This window comes from Pseudomonas sp. GW821-FHT02B10 (assembly GCF_059421865.1).
Window position 1 is genome coordinate 644,911 of sequence record NZ_JBWKVU010000001.1, and the last position, 23,741, is coordinate 668,651.

Sequence of the window (23,741 nt, forward strand, 5' to 3'; positions counted from 1 at the left end):
TTTATCGGGCCCGCATCTTGCTGCGTAAAACGCTCATCCATCCGCTTATCAGGGAGGTCGGCATATGGCCAGCAAGGTAGAAACCGGCAGTGTGCGTTCGGTCGAACGGGCGTTGGCGATCGTCGAATTGCTGGGCCAGCACCAGGCCCTGGGCCTGGAGGAGCTGCACTACCTGACGGCGCTGCCCAAGGCCACGGTGTCGCGCATGCTCCTGACGTTGCAGGAGCAGGGCTGGATCTATCGCGGCCTGAGCGACCGGCGCTACCGGCTGTGCGCCAGGCGGCTGTTCGGCGACCAGCAGCAACGCTTCAAGCGGCAACTGGTGGAGCGCGCCGCGCCCTGGTTGCAGGCGTTGAGCGAGCGCACCGGGCTGGTGGTCGACCTGTCGTGTTTCGACGGCGAGCGCCTGGAGGTCATGGAAAGCTCGATCCCGGCGGTACTGCGCAAGCGTTATCCGCATAACTGCCAGATCGTCGGCCACTATTCGAGCCTGTTCCATTCGGCGATGGGCAAGGCGTGCCTGGCCGAGCTGGATCACGAGCAGGTCCAGCGCCTGGCCGTCCGCGAGCGGGTGCCCCAGGAGGACCAGTACCGCGCCTGCGAACAATCCCAGCATCAAGGGTTCGGCCAGCGCACCGAAGGTTATTGGGAGTACCCGGTGCGGCTGCCGTTCCTGATCCGCGCCGTGGCCTTGCCGATTCGTGACCAGGGCCGGCTGGTGGGCAGCATGGCCCTGCACTGGCCGATGGACCAGGCGCCGGTGGAGCGGGTGCTGAGTTTGCACCTGGACAGCCTCGCGGCGACTGTCCACGATGTCGAGCGCAGCCTGTAGCCGCTGCCGCAGGCTGCGATCGGCCGGCACGGCCGTGACATTCTCGCGGGCGCAGGAGGTCCTGCGGACCTTTCGCAGCCTGCGCCAGCGGCTACGGAATTCACCGTTCGGGGCTGGTCGCTGTTTGCAAGCGCACGCGGGCCGGTTAAGGTTCGGCTCAGATTTCTCGACCCCATGAGTCTTCCATGTTCAACGCTTCTTTCCCCAAAGCCCTGGGCGCTTTGCTGCTGGCCTGCGCGGCCTGGCCGGCCCAGGCCAACTGGTACCTGGACAACGAGTCCTCGCGCCTGTCGTTCGTCACCACCAAAAACGCCAATGTTTCGGAAGTCCATCGTTTCCTGGTCCTGCACGGCAAGGTCGACGCCAAGGGCATGGCGCAGCTGGAAGTCGAGCTGGACTCGATCAACAGCGGGATTCCGCTGCGCGACGAGCGCATGCGCAAGGAGCTGTTCGAGATCGAGCGGCATCCGGATGCCCTGATCAACGCACAGATCAACCTGCGTCCAATCAACGACCTGGCGCCCGGCGCGCAGATCGAGCTGCGTTTGCCGGTCAATGTCACCCTGCACGGCAAACAGCATGAATACAGCGCCGAACTGCTGGCCACGCGCCTGGACGATCGGCGTTTCCAGGTGGTGACCCTGGAGCCGTTGATGCTCAACGCCGCCGATTTCGACCTGGTGCCGGGGCTCGAAACCCTGCGCAAGGCGGCCGGCCTGTCGGCGATCAGTCTGTCGGTGCCGGTGGGTGCGGTGCTGATCTTCACGGCGCGCTGATATGGCGGGCGCGGTCTTTCCCTGGCGTGAAGGCAATCGTTTCGAGTTGCTGATCGACGGTCCGAGTTTTTTCCCGCGGATGCTGGTGGCGATCGCCCGTGCCCGTGAGCAGGTGGAACTGGAGCTGTACCTGGTGGAGGCGGGCGCCTGTGCCGAAGCCATGGTCCAGGCCCTGACCCAGGCCGCGGAGCGCGGGGTGCGGGTGCGTTGCCTGTTCGACGACTACGGCAGCCTGGCCTTCACCCTGGGCCTGCGCCAGCGCCTGACGGGCGCCGGGGTCGAACTGCGCTTCTACAATCGCCTGAGCTGGCGCCGCGGGGTGCGCAACCTGTATCGCGACCATCGCAAACTGTTGCTGGTGGATCAGGAACTGGCAGTGGTCGGCGGCACCGGGGTGACCGATGAATTCTGGAACCCGCTGCAGGACAGCTGCGACTGGCATGAGGTCATGGTGGAAATCAGCGGCCCGCTGGTGCTCGACTGGCAGATGCTGTTCGACCGGCAGTGGATCGCCAACCGCCATCGCACCGCCTGGAAGCCGGCGTCGAACTTCGGCTTGCCACGCCTGCCGCGGGTGCCGGCCCAGGGCGAGGGCATGGGCCGGGTGGCCTATGCCGACGCCCGGCAACACCGGGATATTCTGCAATCGCTGGTGCGCGCGCTGAACAGCGGGCAACGGCGAATCTGGCTGGCGACCCCGTATTTCCTGCCGACCTGGAAGGTCCGCCGCTCACTGCGCCGTGCCGCCGGGCGCGGAGTGGACGTGCGCCTGCTGCTGACCGGGCCGCGCACCGATCACCCGTCGGTGCGTTATGCCGGGCATCGTTATTACCCGCGCCTGCTGCGGGCCGGGGTGAAGATCTTCGAATACCAGCCGCGTTTCCTGCACCTGAAGATGGTGCTGATCGACGATTGGGTGAGCATCGGCTCGTGCAATTTCGATCACTGGAACCTGCGCTTCAACCTCGAGGCCAACCTCGAAGCCCTCGACATGCCGCTCACCGATGCGGTGGTTGCAAGCTTCCTCGCCGACTTCGACCAGAGCCAGGAAGTCAGCCTCGAAGCCTGGAAGAACCGCCCGCTGTGGCGGCGGGTCAAGCAGCGGATCTGGGGCTGGGTGGACCGACTGGTGGTCAACCTGCTCAATCGCCGCGACTGAGCCGGCCCGGCGTTCTGTAGGAGCCAAGCTTGCTGGCGATACGGGCAACGCGGTGTGTCAGCAGAATCGCTATCGCGGGCAAGCCTCGCTCCTACATGGGGGGCAGGAGCGAGGCCGAGGGGGAGGGTTACAGCAGTTCGAAGCTCTGTTGCTTGACGTCCCGGGAGTCCAGGCCGATCTCGACCTTGAACTCGCCCGGTTCCGCGGCGTACTTGAGCTGGGCGTTGTAGAACTTCAGGTCGTCTTCGCTGATGCTGAAGTGGATCACCTTCTGTTCGCCGGCCTTGAGCTGCACTTTCTGGAAGTTTTTCAGTTCCTTGATCGGGCGGATCATGGAGCCGGCGACGTCCTGGATGTACAGCTGCACCACGGTTTCGCCGTCGCGCTTGCCGGTGTTCTTCAGGGTCACGCTGGCGTCGAGCTTGCCGCTCTTGTTCAGGGTGGTCGACGACAGGGCCATGTCCGACAGGCTGAAGGTGGTGTAGCTCAGGCCATAACCGAACGGAAACAGGGGACCGGTGATGTCGTCGAAATACTGCGAGGTGTAGTTGCCTGGCTTGCCCGGGGTGAACGGCCGGCCAATGGTCAGGTGGTTGTAGTAGGTCGGGATCTGCCCCACCGAACGCGGGAAGGTGATCGGCAGCTTGCCGGACGGGTTGTAGTCGCCGAACAGCACATCGGCGATGGCGTTGCCGCCTTCGGTGCCGCTGAACCAGGTTTCCAGGATCGCGTCGGCCTGTTCGTTCTCGTCGAGCAGCGCCAGTGGCCGGCCGTTCATCAGCACCAGCACCAGCGGCTTGCCGGTGGCCTTGAGGGCCTTGATCAGCTCGCGCTGGCTGGCCGGGATGTGCAGGTCGGTACGGCTGGAGGATTCGTGGGACATGCCCCGCGATTCGCCCACCGCCGCCACCACCACGTCAGCCTGCTGCGCGGCCTTTACCGCTTCGTCGATCAACTGCTGGGCCGGGCGCGGGTCGTCCACCACTTCCGGGGCATCGAAGTTGAGGAAGTTCAGGTAGTCGACCACCGCCTTGTCGGCGGTGATGTTCGAACCACGGGCGTAGATCAGTTGCGCCTGGTCGCCCAGGGCGCGGCTCATGCCGTCGAACAGGGTGACTGATTGCGCCGGCACGCCGGCGGCGGCCCAACTGCCCATCATGTCGATCGGCGCCTTGGCCAGCGGGCCGACCAGGGCGATCTTGCCGGCCTTTTTCAGCGGCAGGGTTTCATTGGCGTTCTTCAGCAGCACCAGGCTGCGGCGCGCCACATCGCGGGCATCGCTGCGGTGCAGGCGGCTTTCGGCGTTGGTGTCGGCCGGGTCTTCTTCGGCCTTGCCGATGCGCAGGTAGGGGTTGGCGAACAGGCCCATGTCGTACTTGGCGGCCAGCACTTCGCGCACGGCGTTGTCCAGGTCGCGCTGGCTGACGTCGCCGGACTTGATCAGCCCCGGCAGTTCCTTGGCGTACAGCGAGTCGTTCATGCTCATGTCGATGCCGGCCTTGATCGCCAGCTTGGCGGCTTCGCGGCCGTCCTTGGCGACGCCGTGGCGCATCAGTTCGACGATGGCGCCGTGGTCGCTCACCGCCAGGCCCTTGAAGCCCCACTCCTTGCGCAGCAGGTCGTTCATCAGCCAGGTGTTGGAGGTGGCCGGCACGCCGTTGATCGAGTTCAGCGCCACCATTACCCCGCCGGCACCGGCGTCGATCGCGGCGCGGTAGGGCGGCAGGTAGTCCTGGTACATCTTCACCGGGCTCATGTCGACGACGTTGTAGTCGCGACCGCCTTCCACCGCGCCGTACAGGGCGAAGTGCTTGACGCTGGCCATGATGCTGTCGGCGTTCTTCGGGCTGTCGCCCTGGTAGGCCTTGACCATGACCTTGGCGATGCGCGAGACCAGGTAGGTGTCTTCGCCGAAGCCTTCGGAGGTGCGGCCCCAGCGTGGGTCGCGGGAGATATCGACCATGGGCGCGAAGGTGATGTCCAGGCTGTCGGCGCTGGCTTCCTGGGCGGCGATGCGCCCGGAGCGGCCGATGGCGTCCATGTCCCAGCTCGACGCCAGGGCCAGGGGGATCGGGAAGATTGTGCGGTGGCCGTGGATCACGTCATAGGCGAAGAACATCGGGATCTTCAGCCGGCTGCGCATGGCCGCGTCCTGCATTGGCCGGTTTTCCGGGCGGGAGATGGAGTTGAAGGTGCCGCCGATGCGCCCGGCGGCGATTTCCTTGCGGATCAGTTCGCGGGGCATTTCCGGACCGATGCTGATCAGGCGCAACTGGCCGATCTTTTCATCCAGGGTCATCTGCTTGAGCAGGTTGTCGATGAAAGCGTCCTTGTTCTGCAGGACCGCGTCCGAAAAGGGTTTTTCCTGGGCCGATACCGGCGTGGCGGCGGCGAGGGCAGGGTGACTGGCCAGGCTGATCAGCAAACCCAGCAAACACAGCTTCTTCATGAATATTGTTCTCTAGGGCCTAAAACAGACGCGATCAGTACGCGTCGAGCGGCCGAAAATGGGGGAGCGGCCAATAAAGGAACGACTATTGTTGTTCGGATAAATGCAGCACACTTCTGAACTCTTTTTCGCGCTGGGCATCTTTTAGCCGATTGGCCCGATGCAATCCAGTGGTGGCGGCAGATTATGCCCGATGCACTCGATTCAAAGGGTTACAGGTTCCATCCCCTAGGTTGCAAGGAGCGTCACCACCATGAACGTACGACAGAGCCTTCGCTCAAGCTGGCCCGTGATGGCATTGCTGCTGCTCGGCAGCCTGCTCAGCGGCTGCGGGATCAACAACATCCCGACCCTCGACGAACAGGCCAAGGCGGCCTGGGGTCAGGTCCAGAACCAGTACCAGCGTCGCGCCGACCTGATCCCCAACCTGGTGGAAACGGTCAAGGGCTACGCCAAGCACGAACAGGAGACCCTGACCGCGGTGATCGAGGCGCGGGCCAAGGCCACGTCGATCCAGGTCGATGCCAGCACCCTGGACAACCCGGAAAAACTCAAGCAGTTCCAGCAGGCCCAGGACCAGCTGACCGGCGCCTTGAGCCGTTTGATGGTGGTGTCCGAGCGGTATCCGGACCTCAAGGCCAACCAGAACTTCCTGGCCCTGCAGTCGCAGCTCGAAGGCACCGAGAACCGCATCGCCGTGGCGCGTCGCGATTTCATCCTCGCGGTGCAGAAGTACAACACCGAGATCCGTACCTTCCCCGGCCGCCTGTGGCACAGCGTGATGTACAGCAACCTGCAGGTGCGCGAGACCTTCGAGGCCACCAGCCCCGACGCCGACAAAGCGCCAGAAGTGAAGTTCTGATCAGCTGCGGCTACCCGCGGATCGTGCGAGCGACCGCGGGATCCGCCCCGGCGTTACCACGGATGAGGTTCCAATGCGCGTGTTGAGAGTGGGTGTGGTGCTGTTGCTCTGGGTGTTGGCGATAACGGCCCAGGCCGAGCTGAAGTTCCCGGCGCTGAGCGGGCGGGTGGTGGACAACGCCCAGATGATCGAGCCGGCGGTGCGCCAGCAACTGACCCAGGAGCTGGCCTCCCACGAACAGTCCACCGGCGAGCAGGTGGTGGTCGTGACCCTGCCGGACCTGCAAGGCACCAGCATCGAGGACTTCGGCTATCAGCTGGGGCGCTACTGGGGCATCGGCCAGAAGGACAAGAACAACGGCGCCTTGTTGATCGTCGCCCGCGACGATCGCAAGCTGCGCATCGAAGTCGGTTACGGCCTGGAAGATCGCCTGACCGACGCGCAAAGTTCGGTGATCATCAACCAGGTCATCACCCCGGCCTTCAAGGCCGGCCATTTTAGCAAGGGCATCAGTGATGGCGTATCGGCCATGCTGCTGGTGCTGGGCGGCAATCCACTGGACGAACCGAGCGCTGCCTATGACGGTGGCGGCGAGCGCGGCAGTGAGTTCTTCGAGCGGCATCCCGGCGCGCTGGTGTTCCTGGTGCTGCTGTTTATCGTGACGATCTTCGTCTGCCAGTTGCTTGGCATCCTGCCCAGCGGTGGCGGCGGGCGTGGCGGTTCCGGAGGCTTCGGCGGGGGCGGTTTTGGCGGCGGAGGCGGTGGGGGCTTCAGCGGCGGCGGTGGTAGTTTTGGCGGCGGCGGATCGTCAGGCGGCTGGTGACTAACAATAATCGATGAGTATGGGAAGACATGGCACTACTGAGTGAGTACGAACAACGGCAGGTCGCCGAGGCGATCGCCCGGGTCGAACAGCAGACCGATGCCGAACTGGTCACCGTGCTGGCCGCCCGCGCCGACGACTACGCCTATATCCCATTGCTCTGGGCCAGCCTGCTGGCGCTGATCGTGCCGGGCGTGGTGCATTACGCCACCGGCTGGATGAGCATGCACCTGTTGCTGCTGGTGCAATGGGTGACCTTTATCGTGCTCTGCCTGGTGTTTCGCATCCCGCGGATCACCACCCGCCTGATTCCGCGTTCGGTACGCCACTGGCGCGCCTCGAACCTGGCCCGCCGCCAGTTTCTCGAACAGAACCTGCACCACACCGTCGGCAGCACTGGAATGCTGATCTTCGTCTGCGAAGCCGAGCGCTATGTGGAAATCCTGGTGGACGAGGGCATTTCCAGGCGCCTCGACGACAAGACCTGGGACGCCATCGTCCAGGCTTTCACCCAGCAGGTGAAGCAGGGGCAGACCCTGCAAGGCTTCATCAACTGCATCGAGGCCTGCGGCGAACTGCTCAAGGTGCATGTACCGGTGACCCATGTGCGCAACGAACTGCCCAACCGCCTGGTGGTCCTGGCCTGATTTCCCCGCTCCTGTAGCCGCTGCCGCAGGCTGCGATCGGCCGCAAGGCCGTGGCGTTCTGAAGATCGCTGGAGGTCCTGCGGACCTTGCGCAGCCTGCGGCAGCGGCTACAGGAGGCCCCATCGCCTGGAATTCTGCGCCGCCGGGTAAATAACTCCGTGCCCCGGCGGGCCATCCCCCCTAAAATACCCGCCATTCCCCGATTCACACCCCGCATCGCCCGAGGCACCTTTTACATGTCTGCAACCGCAACCCCCGCCAGCCTCGCGCCGGATCATCACGCCCAGTTTCTCGAATTGCTGGAAACCAGCCTGGCGCAGAACGCCTTTATCAAACTGGTGCTGGCCAAGCATGTGGGGGCCGAGGCGGATTTGCAGCGGCTGATCATCAAGCAACTGACGGTCAAGGAGCAGCCGTGCCTGTCCTTCGTCTACCGCTACAAGACCCGCGACATCACCAAGAATTTCCCCCTCGATGAAGGCGTGGCGCTGATCGCCGGGCTGCTGCCGGCGTCGTTCAAGAACGCGCACCTGCTGTCGCTCACCGATGAGGTGCAGCTCGAATACAGCAAGAAGGGCAAAAGCTCGCTGTTCAAGGGCAAGGCCCAGCAGCAGCGCGAAGTGCCGTCCGCCGAGCACAACCGCGAGAAGAACCGCTACCTGGAGCTGAGCCGGCCGTTCCTCACCGACCTGGGGGTGACCAACAAGCAGCACGAACTGATCCCGGCGATGTCGCGCAAGTGGAAGCAGATCAACAAGTTCATCGAGGTTTTCAGCCATGCGCTGAGCTCGTCGCCGATCGATCTGCAACAGCCGGTGCGGGTGGCGGACTTCGGCTCCGGCAAGGGCTACCTGACCTTCGCCATCCACGATTACCTGTGCAACACCTTGCAGGCGCAAGGGCAGGTGACCGGCGTGGAGCTGCGCGAAGACATGGTGACCCTGTGCAACGCCGCGGCGGCGCGCCTGGACCATCAGGGCCTGGAGTTCAAGTGCGGCGATGTGCGCAGCGTGGCGCCGAGCGAGCTGGATGTGATGATCGCCCTGCATGCCTGCGATATCGCCACCGACTACGCGATCCATACCGGCATTCGTTCCGGCGCGGCGATCATCATGTGCTCGCCGTGCTGCCACAAGCAGATCCGCCCGCAGATGCAGAGCCCGGCGTTGCTCAAGCCGATGCTGCAATACGGCCTGCACCTGGGCCAGCAGGCGGAGATGGTCACCGACAGCCTGCGTGCGCTGTTCCTCGAAGCCTGCGGCTACGAGACCAAGGTCTTCGAGTTCATCTCCCTGGAACACACCAACAAGAACAAGATGATCCTCGCGGTCAAACGCGCCGAGCCCCAGGATCCGACCCAACTGCTGGCGAAGATCGGCGAACTCAAGGCGTTCTACCACATCAGCGAGCACTGCCTGGAAACCCTGTTGCGGGCCGACGGCTACCTGGGCTGATCACGCGCCTGTAGCCGCTGCCGCCGGCTGCGATCGGCACCGAAGGGGCCGCAAACCAGGCGACGCGCTACATCTGACAGGGCCGAGATACCGCCTTTGCGCCGGCTACGCCGTCGATCGCAGCCTACGGCAGCGGCTACAGTTTCGCGGTGATCAGCGGTGCCGGACGCACAGCGGTCTTGCGCCCGAGCATCACGGTGAGGATCACGCCGACGGCGAACAGCCAGGTGACCGGTTCCACCTGTTCGCCGAAGAACAGCGCCGAGAAGGCGATGGTAAAAAAGATCTGCAGCAGCTGGATCTGGCTGACCCGGGCGATGCCGCCCATGGCCAGACCGGCGTACCAGGCAAAAAAACCGATGAACTGCGAGAACAGCGCCACGTAGCCGAAGGCCCACCAGGTCTTCGCCGAGACCGCGCCCTGATGCTGTGCCGCGAGGTACCACACTGGGCCGATCAACAGCGGCGTCGACAGCACCAGCGCCCAGCAGATCACCTGCCAGCCGCCCATCTCCCTGGCCAGCCGGCCGCCTTCGGCATAACCCAGGCCGCCGACCGCGATCGCCCCGAGCATCAGCAAGTCGCCGGCCTGGATACTGCCGGCGCCGCTGATCAGCGCGTAGCCCAGGACCAGGGCGCTGCCCAATGCGGCGCAGCCCCAGAAGGCTTTCGACGGCCGCTCATGGGACAGCCACGCCGCGTACAGCGCCACGCACAAGGGTTGCAGGCCGTTGACCAGTGCGCCATGGGACGCCGGCAGAGTCTGCATGGCCCAGGCCGACAGCACCGGAAAGCCCAGGATCACCCCGGCGATCACCAGGCTCAGGCCCTTGATCTGCTTCCAGGTCGGCCACTTTTCCCGCCGCCAGAGCAACAGCAGCGCCGCCGGGATCGCCGCGAACAGCGCCCGTCCCAGGCCGTTGAGTAGTGGGTGAAGTTCCTGCACCACGATGCGGGTGAAGGGCAGGGTCAGGCTGAAAATAACCACGCCGAGCAGGCCCAGGGCCATGCCGGTATTTTCGCGGGAAGACATGATGACAACCGTTTTTTATTGGGGAAGGGCAGGTGCGCTTATCTAGCCATAAACCCACCGCGGCACCCTGTTACAGCTGTACGCAGAGTTATCCATACAGTTCGGCTTCTGTAGGAGCGGCCGGTCGACGCTCGATTGCTCGCGATGAACGATAACGCGGTGTGCCAGGTAATCCGCGTTGCCTCTATCGCGGGCAAGCCTCGCTCCTACGGGGCCGGGGTATTGATGCGTTTCTGGGGTGAGGCGTAGTACCGGGTTATTACCCGGCCCCGCGGATAGGGACTACCTTGAATACTCCTGTTTTCCCTTGAAGAGGAGTCATCTCCATGGCCGCGAAAAAAATCCTCATGCTGGTCGGCGATTACGTCGAGGACTACGAAGTGATGGTGCCGTTCCAGGCGCTGCTGATGGTCGGCCACACCGTGCATGCGGTGTGCCCGGACAAAAAGGCCGGGCAGACCGTGCGCACCGCGATCCACGACTTCGAAGGCGACCAGACCTACAGCGAAAAACCGGGCCATCAGTTCGCCCTGAATTTTGACTTCGCCAAGGTCGAGGCCGCCGATTACGACGCGCTGCTGATCCCCGGCGGTCGCGCCCCGGAATACCTGCGGTTGAACGAGAAAGTCCTGCAACTGGTACAAGCCTTCGACCAGGCCGGCAAGCCGATCGCCGCCGTCTGCCACGGCGCCCAGCTGCTGGCCGCGGCGGGCATTCTCGAAGGCCGCGAGTGCAGTGCGTACCCGGCCTGCGCTCCGGAAGTGCGCTTGGCCGGCGGTACCTACATCGATATTCCCGTGACGGACAGCCACGTCCAAGGCAATCTGGCGACGGCGCCGGCCTGGCCGGCGCACCCCAGCTGGCTGGCCGGTTTCCTCGGTTTGCTGGGCACCCAAATCACCCTGTAAGCGGATGATCCACTGGCGCTGTTTTTCTGTCAGGAAGCAGCGCCATCGTCCTACCCCTACAACGGAGGAGCGCCCAGCATGTGCGAGCTCTACGTCAAAGCCGACCCGATCCTCTACGAGTCCCGTTCGCGCTCGCTGCGCATCTGCGGGGTGGTCACCACCCTGCGCCTGGAAAACCAGTTCTGGGACATCCTCAGCGAAATCGCCGAGGTCGATGGCATGACCACCAACCAGCTGATCGCCAAGCTCTACGAAGAGGTGATGGACTACCGCGGCGAAGTGGTGAATTTCGCTTCGTTCCTGCGGGTCAGCTGCACCCGCTACCTGAGCCAGCGCCGCAGCGCCACGCCGGAACTCAGCGTGGTGCGCAGCGCCACCCAATAACCCCGCACCCTGTAGCCGCTGCCGCAGGCTGCGATCGACCCGAAGGGGCGCAGCGATCTTGCGGCCGTCTGAGGTCCTGCGGACCTATCGCAGCCTGCGGCAGCGGCTACAGGATTCGTTTCATATCAAGAGGTCGGGCGGGTGCCGTCGAGCAGGGCATCCACCACTGCGCGAGCCATTTCCACCGAATGCACCATGGACCAGATCAGCCCGCGTTCGATGCCGCTGGCGCGTTCGGTGATTTCATCGGACACCTCCTCGGCACATTTGAGCAGCAGGGACACGTGCATCAGCGCGTCTTCGGCATTGACGCCGGGCTGCACGGCGAACAGCGGATGGCCCTGGCCATCGCGCAGGCCAAAGGGGCGGCGGCGCGTGCCTTGCAAGGTGGCGATCAGGCTGGCGTTGGCGCGATCCAGTTCCGGGTCGCGCAGTTTACGAGGGGATTGCAGGGGGGGATCGGGGACGAGCTTTTTCATGAGGTTGATCTCTTCAGTCGTTCAAGGAACCGCCGGATCTCACTTCCACATGAGAAGGTGGCAGCCGTACGCAGGTGTGGAAGACCGGGACTGAAGAGCCGGCGCACCCGAGGGTGCCCCACGTACAGCCGCCATAAAACGACTTCACCAGCACCGAAAGTTACTGATGTTCGTATTGAGACGAATTGCACGCTCTTCAGAACCAGACTTCCACATCCGGGCCGCTGATTTTGCAGCGACCCAGGCAGACTGCCTGATCGATCTGAGGGGGACAAGGCGCTCAAAGGCGTTGGGGATTTTCTAGGAAATACCTTACAAAACAAAGCGAAACCTCTCCGCTTCTCACCAGCATCCCCTGACAAAACACGACCTGTAGCCGCTGCCGAGCCTGCGAGGCTGTGATAGGTCCGCAGGACCTCAGACGGTCGCGAGATCGCCGCGCCCCTTCGGGTCGATCGCAGCCTCGCAGGCTCGGCAGCGGCTACAGGGGTTACAGCAGTTACAGCAGTTGCAGCAGTTACAGCGGTTATAGGGGTTATAGGGGTTACAGGAGTTACAGGAGTTACAGGGGCAGCGCCCCGGCTCAGAAGAACCGGGTCACGCTGATCTTGGCGTTACGCCCAAGGCTGGAGGCGTTTTCGCCGCTCAGGGGCGGGCGGTAATCGCGGTTGAACATGTTGTCCAGGGTGAAGTTGACCTCGGTGCCCTTGAGGTACGGCTGCTGCGGTTTCCAGTTGGCGAACAGGCCCTGCACGTTGTAGCGGTCGTTCTCGTACTGGTCCCAGTAGGAATCGCCCAAGGCGCTGGCCGGGCCGCTCGGGTAGACGTCGCTCGGCACGCGGTCGGTCTGGCGTACCCACTGGCCCTGCCAACCCACCTGCGCATCCCACTGCGGGATTTTCACCCCCAGGGTGGCGACCCACTTGCGCGGCGGAATGTCCCGCGCCCAGACATTCGGCCCCCAGGGATTGGTGTAGGCGCCTTCATGCTTGCCGGTGATCCAGGAGTAGGACAGCGAGCCGAACAGGTAGGTCGAATCGTAGAAGCTCTCGACCTCGAAACCCTTGATCGTCAGGTCGCCGATATTGCGGTAGACCCCGATCGTCGGCTGGTTGCACACCTGGCCGATGTTCTTGCCGCTGCTCAGTTGCTCGGGGCAGCCGATCCCCAGGTTCTTCATGATTTCGTCCTTGATCTCATTGCGGAACACGGTGGTGCGGATTTGTACGCTATCGGCATCGCTGAGCACATTGGCGAAGCTGGTGATGTTACCGGCGCGCAACGCGGTGATGCGCTCCGGGTCGAGGTCGCGGCTGGTGGCCGAGCGGGTAGTGCCCGGTGCCTGGACTTCGTATTGCTCGTCGATCACTGGCGCGCGCCAGGTCTTGCTGTAGTCGGCGAACAGGGCGAATTGCGGGGTGACCGTCCAGAACGCCGACAGCCGTGGCGACCAGCCGGTGTAGGTCTTGTCGCCATAATCGTGGCCGACCACCGGGTTGGGGCTGTTGTAGATCGGCGCGTCGTTTTTCTGCCCACGGTTGCGCACATGGTCGTAGCGCAGGGACGGGGTCAGGGTGAAGTCGCCCAGGGTGATGGCGTCCTGGATATAGAAGGCGTTGTTGTCGACCTTGCCATGGGGCATGAAGCCCGGCTGGTAATGCCCGTTGTTGTACTTGGGCACCTCGTAGGTCTTGCCCGGCATCCACATGTCCACCTCGCGGGTGTGCTTGCGGATCTGGATGCCATGGGTCAGGGCATGTTCCAGCGGGCCGGTGTTGAAGCGGCTGGTGTTTTTCAGCGAGAGGATCCTGTCCTCGTAACCCACGGTGATCTTGCGTCCACCGGAGGCGGGCTGGGTGTAGGCGTTCGGGCCACGCTCGTCGGTCTGGTCGGTCTTGGAATCGGAGTACTTGGCCTCGAAGTCGATCCACGGGTTGTCCAGCGGCGTGTACTGGTACTTGGCCTGCCAGGTGGTATCGACGGTATTGCGTTGGGCCAGGAAGCGCCGGGTGGCGCCGTCGTAGCCGTACTTGTCGATATCGCTCTGGGTCGGTGGCGTCGGGTAGCTCTTGGCCGAGAAGGGCGCCCAGATGTCGCTGTTGGAACGCATGTAGCTCAAGCCCAGGCGATGTTCGTCGGTCAGTTGCATGTTCAGCTTGAACAGCTCGCCGTCCAGGTCCTGGGCGGTGTTGGGCAGGCGCTTGGGGTTGATCGGATAGGCATTGCGCGGGTCCGGCTGGGCGCTGGCCAGCTTCATGTCGTCGCCGTCGCGTTTGGTCCAGTAGGCCAGGGCATCGAAACGCCGGTCCTCGGTGCGTCCGTACACCGCGCCGGTGTAGGCCTGCTCATGGCTGTTGCTGCTGTAGCCGTACTTGAGCATGGCGCCGCTGTCGCGGTCTTCCAACAGCAGGTCCGGGGCGTCCTTGGTCTCCATGTGCACGGTGCCGCCGAAACCGCCGTTGCCGGTCTCGGGCGAGTGCGGGCCCTTTTCCACTTCGATGCGTTTGATCAGTTCCGGCTCGATGAAGATCGAACCCTGCTGGTAGCGTTCGAAGCCGCTCTTGGTCGCGCCGTCGACGCTCATCGGCACGTCTTCGGCGTCGCCCAGGCCCCAGATGTTGATGGTCTGGCCGCCGGGCTTGAGCGAGCCGCCGAGGCTGACGCCGGGCAGGGTGGCGATCAGGCTGGGAATGTTGGTGGCCTGGTGGCGATCGATCTCGGCCTGGTTCAGGGTCGAGCGGCCGACCGTGGCGGAGTCCACTTCCAGGCCGCTGCCGATGACGCTCATGGCCCCCAGCTGCAGCGCCGAACTGCGGGTGCTGCTGTTTTCCGCGGGGCGCACCACGTAGGTCTTGTCGACCTTGACCAGGCTGAACTCGCTGCCACCCAACAGTTGCCGGATCGCCGCCTCGGGGCTGAAATCGCCCTTCAGCGCCGGGGCCTTCACGTTGCGCAGCAACTCTTCGTCGAACAGCAGCTGGATCTTCGCCTGCTGCGCCACCTGGCTCAGCGAGGCCGCCAGCGGTTGGGCGGGCAGGGCAAAGGTGAACGATTCGACTTGAACCTGGGCCTGGGCCTGCAGGCTGAACGCTAGGCAGGTGGCGAGCAGGGTCGGACGCGAACAGATGAGCTGCAAGTGATAAGGCGCGCGAAACATGAAATCCCCCGGAGCGGCGACAAAGGCCAGAAAAGGTGTGCGTAAACAACGCAGACCGGAGGAAGACGCGTCAGCAAAATAAAACCTCATATGCGAATGCAAAATATTCGCATATGGGTTTCAGCGTCGGGCTTCGATACGCACGCGGCCGTCGGCCAGGGCCACGGTTTTCACCGGGATCAGCGCTGGCAGGGCCTTGATCAGGGCGTCCGGGTCCTGCACATCGAGGTTGCCCGAGACCTTGAAGTTGCCTAGCGCGCCATCGGCCAGTTGCACCGGCTGGCGGCGATAGAGGTTCAGCTCGTCCACCAGGCTGGCCAGGTCGCGATTGCGAAAGGCCAGGTGGCCGCCGCGCCAGTCGGCGACCTCGGCGACGTTCACCGCCTGTTCCCGCAGGGTGCCGCTGACGTAGTCATAGATGCCGCGCTGGCGGGCGCCGAGCAGCAGCGAATTGGGCTTCTGCGCGTCGGGAACGAACGCCACCTGGCCGTGGGCGACGCTGACCACCAGTTGTTTCTCACCGCGGCGCACATCGAAGCCGGTGCCGACCACCCGCACCCGGGCGTTGCCTGCATGCACCCACAGCGGCCGTTCCTTGTCGGCGGCCACTTCCAGGTACAGCTGGCCCTGGTCCAGGTAGAGGTTGCGCTGCTGCGCGGTGAAGTCGATGCGCAGTCGGGTGTTGGCGTTGACGTACAGGGTGCTGCCATCGGGCAGGTTGAAACTGCGCATGCCCGTGCTCTGCGCGGCGATCTGTTGCGAATGGATCGCCGGCGGGGCGCCCAGCTCGATGGCCAGCAGCGCGCAGACCAACGCGGCGGCGACCGCCAGGGCCGGGCGCCAGCGCGGCTTTTTGCGCACTGGCAGCGGCGTCGGTTGGTTCAGTGGTTCGAGTTCGGTCAGGTCGGCCCATAAGCGCTCGAACTCGGCGTAGGCCCGGGCATGGGCCGGTTCGCGGAACCACATCTTGAAGGCGTCGCGCGTGGCCTGGCTGCGATCGTCGCGATTGCGGGTGAACCAGCCGGCCGCCTGGGCATCGATGCTGTCGATCTGGTGCTCGTGCTCATGTTGAGGGTCGCGGGGGCGGGTCATTGGGCTTGCTCCTTGCCGTGTTCCTGCTCCAGGCGCTGCTTGCAGTGCAGCAGGGCAAAGGCGATGTGTTTTTCCACCATGCTCAGGGAGATGCCCATGCGTTCGGCGATCTGCGCCTGGCTCAGGCCTTCGAAGCGGTGCAGCATAAGGGCTTCGCGGCGGCGCGGCGAGAGTTCGGCGAGCACGCTCTTCAAGCGCTCCAGGCGTTGCAGGCGCTGGGCCGCGGGCAGTGGCTCGTGATGTTCATCGGCCAGTGGCTCGGGTTCTGCTGCATGCGGTTCGTGGTGCACCTTGTGCCTGACCTTCTGCCGGCGCCAGTGGTCGCGCAGCAGGTTGCGCGCCATCTGGAACAGAAAGGCGCGGGGTTGTTCGACCTTGGCCCGGTCGCGGTAATCGAGCCATTGGGTGAAGACGTCCTGGGTCATGTCCGCCGCATCGCTGGCGTTGTCCGTGCGTTTACGCAGGTAATGCAGGATGTCCGCATAGAACCCGCGGACGGGGTCCGCCGAGGTGGGGTCGGGCTTGAAGCGAGACATGAAAATCCTTCGCAAGTACTGCCGGGCAGAAAGGTCGCGAATGATATCGAGAATTATTACTATTTGTCTGCATGAGTTTCGCATCATGAACCGGATGCGATTTTTCCTGTCTGATGCTGCGTGCCTCAGCAACACACCCCAAACGCTGGTAAACCGGCAAAGACAAGCTTTAATCCGAAGTGCATTCGCATCTTTGGACACTCAGGAGCAGGACCATGGCTGGATGGTATGAATTAAGCAAAAGCAGTGACGGGCAGTTCCGCTTCGTTCTCAAGGCTGGCAATGCTGAAACCATTTTGACGAGTGAGTTGTATTCCTCCCGCAGCGCCGCCGAAAACGGCATCGCTTCGGTGCAGACCAACAGTCCCAACGAGGCCCGCTACGCCAAGGAAGTCTCCAAGGACGGCAAACCTTATTTCAACCTCAAGGCCGCGAACCACCAGATCATCGGCAATAGCCAGCGCTATTCGTCCGAGGCGGCGCGCGACGCGGGCATTGCCAGCGTGCAGACCAACGGTCCGAGCACGACCATCAAAGACAAGACCGCCTGACGTTTTGCACTGAAACAAAAAAGCCCGGCAGGACAACCTGCCGGGCTTTTTGTTGGGCGCTGCTTTTGTAGGCGTCAGACAACGCGTGGTGTCTGATGCGCCGCTATCGTGAGCAAGCTTCGCTCCTACAGAAGCGGACGGTAGGAGCCAGGCTTGCCGGCGATGAGGCCCGCAAGCTCGCCCCTACAGCCAGGGCCCGATCAGCGCACTGCGTTCAACATGGCCTGCAACTGATTACGTCCGGCTTCATTCAGCGGGAACACCGGCAGGCGCGGGTCGCCGACTTGCAGTCCGGTCATGTTCAACCCGGCCTTGATGGTGGTCGGTAGACCGCCCTTGAGGATGAAGTCGAGCACCGGCAACTGGCGGTAGAACAATTCGCGCGCGCGCTCCAGGTCGTTGTCCAGCACCGCCTGGTACAGGTCCAGGTTGAGCTGCGGGATCAGGTTCGCCGCGGCGGTGCACCAGCCCTTGGCGCCGGCGGCGAAGGCTTCCAGGGCAAGCGGGTTGCAACCGTTGTAGAACGGCACCTGGCCTTCGCCCAGCAGTTGCAGCTTGTGCATGCGCTGGATGTCGCCGGTGCTCTCCTTGACCATGGTCACGTTTTCCACCGCATGGAAGATCCGCAGGATCAGCTCCACCGACATGTCGGTGCCGCTGGTGGCCGGGTTGTTGTAGAGCATGATCGGCACGCCGACGCTGTCGCCGATGGCGCGGTAGTGGGCAAGGATCTCGGCTTCGCTGAGCTTCCAGTAGGACGTCGGCAGGACCATCACCGCATCGGCGCCCTTGGCCTCGGCAAAGCGCGCGCGGCGCACGGCCTTGGCGGTGGTCAGGTCGGAAACGCTGACGATGGTCGGCACGCGCCTGGCGATGTGCCGGATGCTGAACTCGGCGACCTGGTCCCACTCGGCGTCGCTCAGGTAGGCGCCTTCGCCGGTGCTGCCCAGGGGCGCGATGGCCTGCACGCCGCTGTCGATCAGGCGATCGATGGAACGGCCGAGGGTGTCCAGGTCCAGTTGCTCACCGTTGGCGGTGAACGGGGTGATGGTGTAGCCGATGATGCCGTGAATGTTGGCGTTCGACATGGCGACGCTCCTTTAGCGAATGAGGTGGGTTCAGTTCAGGCAATCGGCGTGTTGCTTGAGGTTCTGCCGAGCGTAGTAGTTGAAGGCGGCGGCGTGACGCTTGGGCTTGGAGATCCAGTCATGGGCCTCGCGGCCGAGCTCCGGCTGGATCGGCTTGATGGTGCCGGCGGCCATGGCCAGCAATTGCAGCTTGGCGGCGCGCTCGATCAGTTGGGCGATCACGCAGGCTTCCTCGATGCTGGCGCCGGTGGACAGCTGGCCGTGGTGCGACAGCAGGATGGCGCGCTTGTCGCCCAGGGCCGCGGAGATGATCTCGCCTTCTTCGTTACCCACCGGCACGCCCGGCCAGGCCTTGAGAAAGGCGCAGTCGTCATACAGCGGGCACAGGTCCATGTGGGAAATTTCCAGCGGCACTTCGATCATCGACAACGCGGCGATGTGGGTCGGGTGCGTGTGGATGATGCAGTTCACGTCGGGGCGGGCGCGGTACACCCAGCTGTGGAAACGGTTGGCCGGATTGGGCATGCCGTGGCCTTCGAGCACCTCCAGGTCTTCGTTGACCAGCAGCAGGTTGCCCGCGGTGATTTCGTCGAAACCCAGGCCCAGTTGCTGGGTGTAGTAAGTGCCCGGCTGCGGGCCACGGGCGGTGATCTGCCCGGCAAGACCGGAGTCGTGACCGTTCTCGAACAGGATGCGGCAGGTCAGGGCCAGCTTTTGCCGATCGGTCCACGTATTATCCGCCAGGGTGTTTTGCATCTGGGTCAGGGCTTGCCTGACCAGTTGCTCTTTGGGTAGTGCTAATGTCTTGGCCATATCGGTGTCCTTTGGTCGTTGCAATGGACGTCGGATTTGCCAGCTCCCGCTGCTCGCAAGGTCGTTGGGTGAAAGCAAATGACACTAAAGAGGCTATATGACACCTTGTGTCATTGGCAAGGACAAATCGTCGCCTCCTTGATGGGTTAACCGTTCTACATGTCTATCCGTTTGAAATTATTGAGAAAAAAACTTGGCGTGACGCTGGAGGCCCTGGCCGAGAAATCCGGCATGACCAAGAGCTACCTGTCGAAAGTCGAGCGCGGCCTGAACACGCCCTCGATCGCCGCGGCGTTGAAACTGGCCAAGGCGTTGAACGTGAACGTCGAGGAGCTGTTCGCCGAAGACAAGGTCAGCCTCGACAGCTACAGCCTGGTACGCAGCGACGAACGCCAGTCGCTGGCGGCCAACGACCAGGCGCCGGGTTATGCGGTGCTGGCGCATCAGGTCAGCGAGCGCAGCCTGTTGCCGTTCATCATCTACCCGCCCAGGGAGTTCACCGACAAGAGCTTCAAGGAACACCTGGGGGAGGAGTTTCTGTTTGTCCACGAAGGGCAGGTGGAAGTGGATTTCATGAACGAGCGGGTGATCCTCAACCGGGGCGACGCGCTGCACTTCAACGCGCAGAAACCCCACCGCCTGCGCTCGGTGGGCGAGGTGCAGGCGCAGTTGCTGGTGGTGGTGCACAGCGGCGAGGAATAAGGGACACGATGTAGCCGCTGCCGAAGGCTGCGATAAGGCCGAAGGCCTTCAGCGATTCAACACCGTGCGTCCCCTTCGGGGTCGATCGCAGCCTCGCGGGCTCGGCAGCGGCTACAGAGGTGGCGCTCCGCAGACGCCTGCCCGCGATCTTTCAGCGCTCGACCGGCACCGACAGCGCAGGATTGCCCAGCGCATGGCTCTTCGAATCGAAGAAGCGCAGCGTCACTTCCATCCCCGCGAACAGCTTGGCGTAGCGCCGCTTCTGGTTCTGGATGAAGGCCTTGCTGCGCGGCTGGATCGAGATCGCCAGGGTCCGCACTTTGGACTGGCGGATGGCACTCACCAGGTGGCTGTCCTGGGAGCCGAGGTCGTGGCCGAAGATGCACAGCGCGTCGCTGTGATTCAGCAACTGCTGGTAGCAGAACGACAGGTAGTCGCTGCCGCGAATGGTCTTGAGCTTGTCCGCCACCGGGCCCTCGCTGACGAACAGCGGCACATCGTCGAGGGTCTTCAGGGTGTTGTTGATGGCGAAGTTGCCCAGCAGCGTGCCTTCGGTGGAACCCAGCTTGCGCGCGGTGCCGTCCTGGTTGCGCACCAGGTGCAGGCCGCCGTGCAGGTACAGCACGCGGGTCCGTTCACTGGCGGTCTGGCTGATGTCGAAGCTCGGGTCGGCGCCCTGGAACAGGTCGTCAATGCCCTGGGCATCGTGCTGGATCGCCCAGTAGTTGAGCAGGTCGTAGTTGCTGGTGAACACCGTGCGGTAGCGGCGCAGTTCCTGGTTGATCTGCGACAGTGTCGCCGGCTGTACCAGGCGCCACGGAATGTGCACCGCGTGCACGGTATTGATCAGCGCTTCCTTGATTGCGTAGTAGCGATTGCGCGGCGCCGCGGAGCTGACGGCCAGGGCCTTGTTGACCCGGCTGGTGGTCTTCAGCGCGCCCAGCACCTGTTCGAAACTGCGAGTCTGCAGGGCTTCGAACACGCTCAGCTCGGAGGGGCTCAGGGGCTTTTCTTCGACAGTGCGGGCGTTCTCGAACAGCGAATCGTAGGCGAAGTCTTCCCACACCGCGCGGCTGGCGCCGTTGCCGATCAGCAGGCCGGTGATCGGCGTGCTGGCGCACAAGGCGTTCCAGTCTTCAAGGTCGGCATCAAATTCCTGGAAATCCATCATCGCGGTTCGTCGTCTCAAGGCAGAAGGTGTACAGGGCGCCGACTTTATCACGACCGACCCTTGAGCCAGATCAACAACGCGCGTGACCGATGGGTCGATCCTGTGCGCATTTGCCGGATCGGCACGGCTGATCCATCCCAGCCTGGAGGACGCGCCATGAGCAGCACTTTTTTCATTCCCGCCGTGAACATCATGGGTATCGACTGTCTCGACGAGGCCATGGTCGCGATTCGTAACTACGGTTTTCGCAAGGCGCTGATCGTCACCGACGCCGGCCTGGCCAAGGCCGGGGTGGCCGGGATGATTGCCGAGAAGCTGGCGATGCAGGACATCGATTCGGCGATCTTCGACGGCGCCAAGCCCAACCCGAGCATCGGCAACGTCGAGAAGGGCCTGGCGCAATTGCAGCAGAGCAACTGCGACTTCGTGGTCTCCCTCGGCGGCGGTTCGCCCCATGACTGCGCCAAGGGCATCGCCCTGTGCGCCACCAATGGCGGGCATATCAGCGACTACGAGGGCGTCGACCGTTCGGCCAAGCCCCAGCTGCCACTGATCGCCATCAACACCACCGCCGGCACTGCCAGTGAAATGACCCGTTTCTGCATCATCACCGACGAGCAGCGCCACGTGAAAATGGCCATCGTCGACCGTAATGTCACGCCGCTGCTGTCGGTCAACGACCCGGCGCTGATGGTCGCCATGCCCAAGGGCCTGACCGCCGCCACCGGCATGGACGCGCTGACCCACGCGATCGAAGCCTATGTGTCCACCGCGGCCAACCCGATCACCGATGCCTGCGCGCTGAAAGCCATGACCATGATCAGCCAGAACCTGCGCCAGGCGGTGCACGACGGCAGCGACCTGGTCGCCCGGGAAAACATGGCCTACGCCCAGTTCCTCGCCGGCATGGCTTTCAACAATGCGTCGCTGGGTTTCGTGCATGCCATGGCGCACCAGCTGGGCGGTTTCTACGACTTGCCCCACGGTGTGTGCAACGCCGTGCTGCTGCCCCATGTGCAGAGTTTCAATGCCATGGTCTGCGCCGGACGCCTGACCGACGTGGCCCACGCCATGGGCGCGGACATTCGTGGCTTCAGCCCGGAGGAGGGCGCGCAGGCGGCCATCAGCGCCATTCGCAGCCTGGCCCGGGATGTCGAGATCCCCAGCGGCTTGCGTGACCTGGGCGCCAAGCTGACGGACATTCCGGTCCTGGCCGCCAACGCCCTGAAAGATGCCTGCGGCCTGACCAACCCACGCAGCGCCGACCAGCGTCAGATCGAAGAGATCTTCCGCAGCGCGTTCTGAACCATCCCTTGTAGGAGCGAGCTTGCTCGCGATCGATCGCGTCAGCGATCTGGGCGATGTTCCGCGTTGTTCTGACGAATATTCCTACAGAGGGGCATAACTGGCGTTTGCGAATCGAGCCCCCAAGCTTGCATGCAGTCGAAAACCGGCAGGCTTGTTCATATGAGGGCGCGGGAGTCAGGCTTGAATGGGTTGAAAGAGTCGATTGGGCGGGGGATAGTGCGTGGCTTAAACGTGGTGATCGTCGATGGGCGCAGGGAGCGGAGCAATGACATCGAGATATGGTGCGCTGGGTTGCTGGGTCATGATCGGACTGTCGCTGGGCACGACTCATGTCCATGCCCAATGTGTCTCACCCGAACTCAAGGACGGCGTGGTGGGATACTCGGAGTGCAAGGCGTGGCCAGCCTATCCTGGAGTGAGCATTACTGTGAGTTCGCAGCTCGAGGCGCACTCGGCTACTGAAAATCCCTATGACCAAGGCACCTATGATCTCCGCCTGGCTCTGGTTGCGAGTGAAGATGGCGCCGCCCTGGCCACATATTCTCAGGCCTCATCATTCAATTCCGACGCGATCAGCTTCAATGGGCTGAGTATTGATACTGCCCGTTATAGTCTCACCCCGCAGTTACGTGCATTCGGTATTCGCGCTGCTTTCCGAGGGTCGTCACGGGCCAACCCTTTCGGTGAAGCCTGGCTGTCACTCTACGTCAAAGAGGGCAACACCCTGCGTCCGGTGCTGGAGTCGCTGGTTGTCGAGTCCTATGGGGGAGAATGGGACACCAACTGTGAAGGCGAATTTCATGAGACCAAACGCACCCTTCAGATGGCCAAGAGCAGCAGCCACGGTTATGCCGACCTGATCGTCAAAACCCAGTCAAGTGGTTCGACCAATGTTCGCAAGGGCGAAGAGTGCGTTTCCGTATCCCGTGCCGAGAAGCCGGCAGTGACCACCCTGCGTTACGACGGCAAGCAATACGTGGTACCGGAAGGCCTGAAAGGTCGCTCATTCTGATGCGTTGCCTGATCTCCTGATGTTGGCTCGTCTGTTAGTCGTGCTGGCCACGGGCGAGGCGATGGACTCAAAGGTATCCAAGACATGCTGACCGGCCTCAACCACCTGACCCTCGCCGTGACCGACCTGAACCGCAGCCTGGGGTTCTACCATGACCTGCTGGGCCTGCACCTGGACGCCAGTTGGGACAGCGGCGCCTATCTGTCGCTGCCGGGCCTGTGGTTGTGCCTGTCGCTGGACCCGTCGCGCCGCTCGGCCGAAGTGCCGGACTACACCCACTATGCCTTCGGCATCGAGGCCGGGCATTTCCTGGCGTTCGTCCAGCGCCTGCGGGCTGCTGGCGTACGGGAGTGGCGCGACAACCGCAGTGAAGGCGCCTCGTTCTATTTCCTCGACCCCGACGGCCACCAGCTGGAAGCCCATGTCGGCGATCTGGCCTCGCGCTTGCGCGCCTGCCGGCAGCAGCCCTATGCCGGGATGACGATCTTTACCGACGAATGACCGC

23 protein-coding genes are annotated in these 23,741 nt (G+C 63.5%); 14 read left to right on the forward strand and 9 right to left on the reverse strand.

The annotated features are described in order from the left end of the window. Nucleotides 1-64 precede the first annotated feature (64 nt). The 3 genes from AC07VU_RS02970 to AC07VU_RS02980 all read left to right on the forward strand — a co-directional run bounded on the left by AC07VU_RS02970 (nucleotide 65) and on the right by AC07VU_RS02980 (nucleotide 2,767). Nucleotides 65-832: an IclR family transcriptional regulator gene (locus tag AC07VU_RS02970; protein ID WP_007927441.1), complete on the forward strand. Its 768-nt coding sequence runs from the start codon at nucleotides 65-67 to the stop codon at nucleotides 830-832. 185 nt (nucleotides 833-1,017) lie between these two features. Further along, complete coding sequence (locus AC07VU_RS02975; protein ID WP_085530028.1) at nucleotides 1,018-1,608, forward strand: YceI family protein; 591 nt, start codon at nucleotides 1,018-1,020, stop codon at nucleotides 1,606-1,608. Nucleotide 1,609: 1 nt separating this feature from the next. Beyond that, nucleotides 1,610-2,767: a phospholipase D-like domain-containing protein gene (locus AC07VU_RS02980; RefSeq protein ID WP_062823445.1), complete on the forward strand. Its 1,158-nt coding sequence runs from the start codon at nucleotides 1,610-1,612 to the stop codon at nucleotides 2,765-2,767. Nucleotides 2,768-2,894: 127 nt separating this feature from the next. Here the strand turns inward: AC07VU_RS02980 and bglX are convergent, their stop codons facing one another. Then, a complete protein-coding gene (gene bglX / locus AC07VU_RS02985; protein WP_087089172.1) occupies nucleotides 2,895-5,216 on the reverse strand; it encodes a beta-glucosidase BglX in 2,322 nt (773 codons plus the stop codon). A gap of 253 nt (nucleotides 5,217-5,469) precedes the next feature. Here bglX and AC07VU_RS02990 point away from each other — a divergent pair, with 253 nt between their 5' ends. From AC07VU_RS02990 to AC07VU_RS03005, 4 genes are all read left to right on the forward strand, one after another. Further along, nucleotides 5,470-6,078: a LemA family protein gene (locus tag AC07VU_RS02990; protein WP_053259892.1), complete on the forward strand. Its 609-nt coding sequence runs from the start codon at nucleotides 5,470-5,472 to the stop codon at nucleotides 6,076-6,078. 73 nt (nucleotides 6,079-6,151) lie between these two features. Further along, nucleotides 6,152-6,901 (forward strand): TPM domain-containing protein, encoded by a 750-nt coding sequence (locus AC07VU_RS02995; RefSeq protein ID WP_062823442.1) that lies wholly within the window; start codon nucleotides 6,152-6,154, stop codon nucleotides 6,899-6,901. A gap of 29 nt (nucleotides 6,902-6,930) precedes the next feature. Beyond that, nucleotides 6,931-7,548 (forward strand): TPM domain-containing protein, encoded by a 618-nt coding sequence (locus AC07VU_RS03000; protein WP_007927435.1) that lies wholly within the window; start codon nucleotides 6,931-6,933, stop codon nucleotides 7,546-7,548. A gap of 236 nt (nucleotides 7,549-7,784) precedes the next feature. Continuing rightward, nucleotides 7,785-9,002, forward strand: a complete 1,218-nt coding sequence (locus tag AC07VU_RS03005; protein WP_007927434.1) for a class I SAM-dependent methyltransferase — start codon at nucleotides 7,785-7,787, stop codon at nucleotides 9,000-9,002. A 136-nt stretch (nucleotides 9,003-9,138) separates the two neighbouring features. On the opposite strand, the gene AC07VU_RS03010 is transcribed toward AC07VU_RS03005, so the two are convergent. Further along, nucleotides 9,139-10,035 carry a DMT family transporter gene (locus tag AC07VU_RS03010; RefSeq protein WP_053259896.1) on the reverse strand — a complete coding sequence of 299 codons (897 nt, stop codon included), beginning with the start codon at nucleotides 10,033-10,035 and terminating at the stop codon, nucleotides 9,139-9,141. Between the two features lie 326 nt (nucleotides 10,036-10,361). Here AC07VU_RS03010 and AC07VU_RS03015 point away from each other — a divergent pair, with 326 nt between their 5' ends. Both AC07VU_RS03015 and AC07VU_RS03020 read left to right on the forward strand, forming a co-directional pair. Further along, nucleotides 10,362-10,943: a DJ-1/PfpI family protein gene (locus tag AC07VU_RS03015; protein WP_007927432.1), complete on the forward strand. Its 582-nt coding sequence runs from the start codon at nucleotides 10,362-10,364 to the stop codon at nucleotides 10,941-10,943. 78 nt (nucleotides 10,944-11,021) lie between these two features. Then, a complete protein-coding gene (locus AC07VU_RS03020; RefSeq protein WP_097136505.1) occupies nucleotides 11,022-11,327 on the forward strand; it encodes a ribbon-helix-helix domain-containing protein in 306 nt (101 codons plus the stop codon). Nucleotides 11,328-11,452: 125 nt separating this feature from the next. On the opposite strand, the gene AC07VU_RS03025 is transcribed toward AC07VU_RS03020, so the two are convergent. The 4 genes from AC07VU_RS03025 to AC07VU_RS03040 form a co-directional block, all read right to left on the reverse strand. After that, nucleotides 11,453-11,806 carry a DUF6124 family protein gene (locus AC07VU_RS03025; RefSeq protein ID WP_007927423.1) on the reverse strand — a complete coding sequence of 118 codons (354 nt, stop codon included), beginning with the start codon at nucleotides 11,804-11,806 and terminating at the stop codon, nucleotides 11,453-11,455. A gap of 583 nt (nucleotides 11,807-12,389) precedes the next feature. Beyond that, complete coding sequence (locus tag AC07VU_RS03030) at nucleotides 12,390-14,963, reverse strand: TonB-dependent receptor (protein WP_495029503.1); 2,574 nt, start codon at nucleotides 14,961-14,963, stop codon at nucleotides 12,390-12,392. A 120-nt stretch (nucleotides 14,964-15,083) separates the two neighbouring features. Next, nucleotides 15,084-16,055: a FecR family protein gene (locus AC07VU_RS03035; RefSeq protein WP_495029504.1), complete on the reverse strand. Its 972-nt coding sequence runs from the start codon at nucleotides 16,053-16,055 to the stop codon at nucleotides 15,084-15,086. Then, nucleotides 16,052-16,591: an RNA polymerase sigma factor gene (locus AC07VU_RS03040; protein WP_009042532.1), complete on the reverse strand. Its 540-nt coding sequence runs from the start codon at nucleotides 16,589-16,591 to the stop codon at nucleotides 16,052-16,054. The genes AC07VU_RS03035 and AC07VU_RS03040 overlap by 4 nt, the downstream gene beginning before the upstream one ends. A 215-nt stretch (nucleotides 16,592-16,806) precedes the next feature. Here AC07VU_RS03040 and AC07VU_RS03045 point away from each other — a divergent pair, with 215 nt between their 5' ends. After that, nucleotides 16,807-17,142, forward strand: coding sequence for a YegP family protein (locus tag AC07VU_RS03045; protein ID WP_007922249.1), 336 nt, complete (start codon nucleotides 16,807-16,809; stop codon nucleotides 17,140-17,142). A 200-nt stretch (nucleotides 17,143-17,342) separates the two neighbouring features. Here the strand turns inward: AC07VU_RS03045 and AC07VU_RS03050 are convergent, their stop codons facing one another. Beyond that, complete coding sequence (locus AC07VU_RS03050; RefSeq protein WP_085530035.1) at nucleotides 17,343-18,230, reverse strand: dihydrodipicolinate synthase family protein; 888 nt, start codon at nucleotides 18,228-18,230, stop codon at nucleotides 17,343-17,345. 30 nt (nucleotides 18,231-18,260) lie between these two features. Next, nucleotides 18,261-19,043: an aldolase gene (locus tag AC07VU_RS03055; protein WP_277588048.1), complete on the reverse strand. Its 783-nt coding sequence runs from the start codon at nucleotides 19,041-19,043 to the stop codon at nucleotides 18,261-18,263. 159 nt (nucleotides 19,044-19,202) lie between these two features. Between AC07VU_RS03055 and AC07VU_RS03060 the strand changes: the two genes are divergently transcribed. Further along, nucleotides 19,203-19,745 (forward strand): helix-turn-helix domain-containing protein, encoded by a 543-nt coding sequence (locus AC07VU_RS03060; RefSeq protein WP_007922237.1) that lies wholly within the window; start codon nucleotides 19,203-19,205, stop codon nucleotides 19,743-19,745. 151 nt (nucleotides 19,746-19,896) lie between these two features. Here the strand turns inward: AC07VU_RS03060 and AC07VU_RS03065 are convergent, their stop codons facing one another. Further along, a complete protein-coding gene (locus AC07VU_RS03065; protein WP_274305772.1) occupies nucleotides 19,897-20,916 on the reverse strand; it encodes a DUF4917 family protein in 1,020 nt (339 codons plus the stop codon). 156 nt (nucleotides 20,917-21,072) lie between these two features. On the opposite strand from AC07VU_RS03065, the gene yiaY reads away from it, so the two are divergent. The 3 genes from yiaY to fos all read left to right on the forward strand — a co-directional run bounded on the left by yiaY (nucleotide 21,073) and on the right by fos (nucleotide 23,737). After that, entirely contained in the window at nucleotides 21,073-22,221 is a 1,149-nt protein-coding gene (gene yiaY, locus AC07VU_RS03070; RefSeq protein WP_274305773.1) for an L-threonine dehydrogenase, read from the forward strand. Nucleotides 22,222-22,489: 268 nt separating this feature from the next. Then, the gene (locus AC07VU_RS03075) at nucleotides 22,490-23,236 is read left to right on the forward strand and encodes a PA3715 family protein (RefSeq protein WP_495029505.1); all 747 of its coding nucleotides are present in this window, start codon (nucleotides 22,490-22,492) and stop codon (nucleotides 23,234-23,236) included. 84 nt (nucleotides 23,237-23,320) lie between these two features. Further along, nucleotides 23,321-23,737 carry a fosfomycin resistance glutathione transferase gene (gene fos, locus AC07VU_RS03080; protein WP_495029506.1) on the forward strand — a complete coding sequence of 139 codons (417 nt, stop codon included), beginning with the start codon at nucleotides 23,321-23,323 and terminating at the stop codon, nucleotides 23,735-23,737. Nucleotides 23,738-23,741: the final 4 nt, after the last annotated feature.

What these genes read in the sequence shown, in the direction of transcription:
- AC07VU_RS02970 (WP_007927441.1), top strand. Translation starts at nt 65, where the DNA reads ATGGCCAGCAAGGTAGAAACCGGCAGTGTGCGTTCGGTCGAACGGGCG.
- AC07VU_RS02975 (WP_085530028.1), top strand. Translation starts at nt 1,018, where the DNA reads ATGTTCAACGCTTCTTTCCCCAAAGCCCTGGGCGCTTTGCTGCTGGCC.
- AC07VU_RS02980 (WP_062823445.1), top strand. Translation starts at nt 1,610, where the DNA reads ATGGCGGGCGCGGTCTTTCCCTGGCGTGAAGGCAATCGTTTCGAGTTG.
- bglX (WP_087089172.1), bottom strand. Translation starts at nt 5,216, where the DNA reads ATGAAGAAGCTGTGTTTGCTGGGTTTGCTGATCAGCCTGGCCAGTCAC.
- AC07VU_RS02990 (WP_053259892.1), top strand. Translation starts at nt 5,470, where the DNA reads ATGAACGTACGACAGAGCCTTCGCTCAAGCTGGCCCGTGATGGCATTG.
- AC07VU_RS02995 (WP_062823442.1), top strand. Translation starts at nt 6,152, where the DNA reads ATGCGCGTGTTGAGAGTGGGTGTGGTGCTGTTGCTCTGGGTGTTGGCG.
- AC07VU_RS03000 (WP_007927435.1), top strand. Translation starts at nt 6,931, where the DNA reads ATGGCACTACTGAGTGAGTACGAACAACGGCAGGTCGCCGAGGCGATC.
- AC07VU_RS03005 (WP_007927434.1), top strand. Translation starts at nt 7,785, where the DNA reads ATGTCTGCAACCGCAACCCCCGCCAGCCTCGCGCCGGATCATCACGCC.
- AC07VU_RS03010 (WP_053259896.1), bottom strand. Translation starts at nt 10,035, where the DNA reads ATGTCTTCCCGCGAAAATACCGGCATGGCCCTGGGCCTGCTCGGCGTG.
- AC07VU_RS03015 (WP_007927432.1), top strand. Translation starts at nt 10,362, where the DNA reads ATGGCCGCGAAAAAAATCCTCATGCTGGTCGGCGATTACGTCGAGGAC.
- AC07VU_RS03020 (WP_097136505.1), top strand. Translation starts at nt 11,022, where the DNA reads ATGTGCGAGCTCTACGTCAAAGCCGACCCGATCCTCTACGAGTCCCGT.
- AC07VU_RS03025 (WP_007927423.1), bottom strand. Translation starts at nt 11,806, where the DNA reads ATGAAAAAGCTCGTCCCCGATCCCCCCCTGCAATCCCCTCGTAAACTG.
- AC07VU_RS03030 (WP_495029503.1), bottom strand. Translation starts at nt 14,963, where the DNA reads ATGTTTCGCGCGCCTTATCACTTGCAGCTCATCTGTTCGCGTCCGACC.
- AC07VU_RS03035 (WP_495029504.1), bottom strand. Translation starts at nt 16,055, where the DNA reads ATGACCCGCCCCCGCGACCCTCAACATGAGCACGAGCACCAGATCGAC.
- AC07VU_RS03040 (WP_009042532.1), bottom strand. Translation starts at nt 16,591, where the DNA reads ATGTCTCGCTTCAAGCCCGACCCCACCTCGGCGGACCCCGTCCGCGGG.
- AC07VU_RS03045 (WP_007922249.1), top strand. Translation starts at nt 16,807, where the DNA reads ATGGCTGGATGGTATGAATTAAGCAAAAGCAGTGACGGGCAGTTCCGC.
- AC07VU_RS03050 (WP_085530035.1), bottom strand. Translation starts at nt 18,230, where the DNA reads ATGTCGAACGCCAACATTCACGGCATCATCGGCTACACCATCACCCCG.
- AC07VU_RS03055 (WP_277588048.1), bottom strand. Translation starts at nt 19,043, where the DNA reads ATGGCCAAGACATTAGCACTACCCAAAGAGCAACTGGTCAGGCAAGCC.
- AC07VU_RS03060 (WP_007922237.1), top strand. Translation starts at nt 19,203, where the DNA reads ATGTCTATCCGTTTGAAATTATTGAGAAAAAAACTTGGCGTGACGCTG.
- AC07VU_RS03065 (WP_274305772.1), bottom strand. Translation starts at nt 20,916, where the DNA reads ATGATGGATTTCCAGGAATTTGATGCCGACCTTGAAGACTGGAACGCC.
- yiaY (WP_274305773.1), top strand. Translation starts at nt 21,073, where the DNA reads ATGAGCAGCACTTTTTTCATTCCCGCCGTGAACATCATGGGTATCGAC.
- AC07VU_RS03075 (WP_495029505.1), top strand. Translation starts at nt 22,490, where the DNA reads ATGACATCGAGATATGGTGCGCTGGGTTGCTGGGTCATGATCGGACTG.
- fos (WP_495029506.1), top strand. Translation starts at nt 23,321, where the DNA reads ATGCTGACCGGCCTCAACCACCTGACCCTCGCCGTGACCGACCTGAAC.